Raw genomic sequence first — 1,647 nt, 5'->3', positions numbered from 1 at the left:
GACGATGGCAGCATCAGCCTGCGCGGCGTCAACAGCCTGGGCGCGCAGGGCTATGGCTCGCCAAGCAGCGCGCCGGTGATCAGCATTTATGTCGATGGCATCGCCCTGGATCCGACTGCCGTCGGTGGCAATGCCGTGGACGTCTTCGATGTCGAACAGGTTGAGATCCTGCGCGGGCCGCAGTCGACCAGCCAGGGCCGCAATGCACTGGCTGGTGCGGTCGTCAGCACCACGCGTGATCCGACGCCGTACTGGGATTTCCTCGGCCGAGTGCGCATTGCCACCGAAGGCTCGCGCCAGTACGCGCTGGCCGGTGGCGGACCGTTGTCGGATGCCTTCGGCTTCCGGCTGGCTGTCAACCGGGTGGAGGACGATGGTGATCTCGTCAACATCACCCGCAACGATGGCCACTGGGATCGCAGCGTCAACGAGCTTGCGCGCCTGAAACTGGCCCTTACGCCGGCTTCGATCGCCGGTCTCAAGAGCGTGGTGGCGATCAGCCGTACCCGCACCGATGCCGCGCCGGACACCCTTTTCATTGCCGACAGCGCCGGCGACAGCACTCGCCGCAAGGCGACCGACAACGAGCCCTATCGCTACCTCAACGAATCGACGCTGGTGTCGTGGCGCAACGAGTACGTGCTGACGCCGGTGTTCTCTTTGAGCGGCACCACCGGCTTCATCGATACCACCGGCGATCTGGCGCAGGACTTCGATCAGACCGCCCGCGATGGCGGAAGCACGACGCTTGATCTGAAAGGCCGCAATCTGTCCCAGGAGCTGCGTCTCAACGCCAAGGCCTGGGGCCGCGTCACCGGCTCCGTGGGCGTGTACGCGACGAGCTTCGAGGACCGGCGCGACTACGTGCTGCGCGATCTCCAGGTGCCACTCACTGCCGTGCTGCCGGTGCCCGGCGCTGGTCAGGTGGTGGCTCGCATCGATACCACCAGTCTGGCCAGCAACAAGGGCGACAACCTGGCCGTGTTCGGCGAAGTCGACATCCAGCTGAGCGAGCCGCTGACGCTGACGTTAGGCCTGCGCTACGACCGCGAGCAGCGTGAAACCAGCGTGCTCTACAGCATCGATCGAGCCGATGCCTATCTGTTCGGCAACGAGACCGTGCCCGGCATCAACGTGCTGCCGGTGCTGATCGCAGCCGATCTGCTGCCGACCACCGACGGCACGCAGCGCGCCACCGGCAAGTACAGCGCGTTGCTGCCGAAGATCGGCCTGCGCTACCGGCTGACACCGGAATGGACCTTGTTCGCGACCTACAGCGAGGCCTATCGCGCTGGCGGTGCCGAAGTGCTGCGTGGCCAAGGCACCATCAACGAGTTCAAGCCCGAGTACACCCGCAACTACGAGATCGGCTTCCGTGCCACGCCGTGGCAGAAGGTCGGCATCAATCTGAACGTCTATCACGTCGACTGGCGCGACCAGCAGGTGGCGACCATCGACAGCGACGACGGCTTCGACTACAGCACCAAGAACGCCGCCAATTCGGTGCTCGATGGCGCGGAACTGGAAAGCCGCTGGCAGCCGCTGAAAGGCCTTGAGCTGTATATGAGCAGCGGCTACGCGCGCACCCGGTTCAAGGATTTTGTCGACAACGGCCAAGATTTCTCCGGCAACCAGTTTGTCGATGCG

At 64.5% G+C, this 1,647-nt stretch carries 1 protein-coding gene; it reads left to right on the top strand.

Annotated features, from left to right (window positions below):
- Nucleotides 1–1,647 (top strand): TonB-dependent receptor (locus QZY06_RS16490; protein WP_295686153.1); only part of this gene is annotated, 1,647 nt, incomplete at both ends.

The sequence above is a fragment of the uncultured Nevskia sp. genome (assembly GCF_903885465.1).
Classification (GTDB): Bacteria; Pseudomonadota; Gammaproteobacteria; order Nevskiales; family Nevskiaceae; genus Nevskia.
This window is presented reverse-complemented; position numbering and strand designations above follow the sequence as displayed.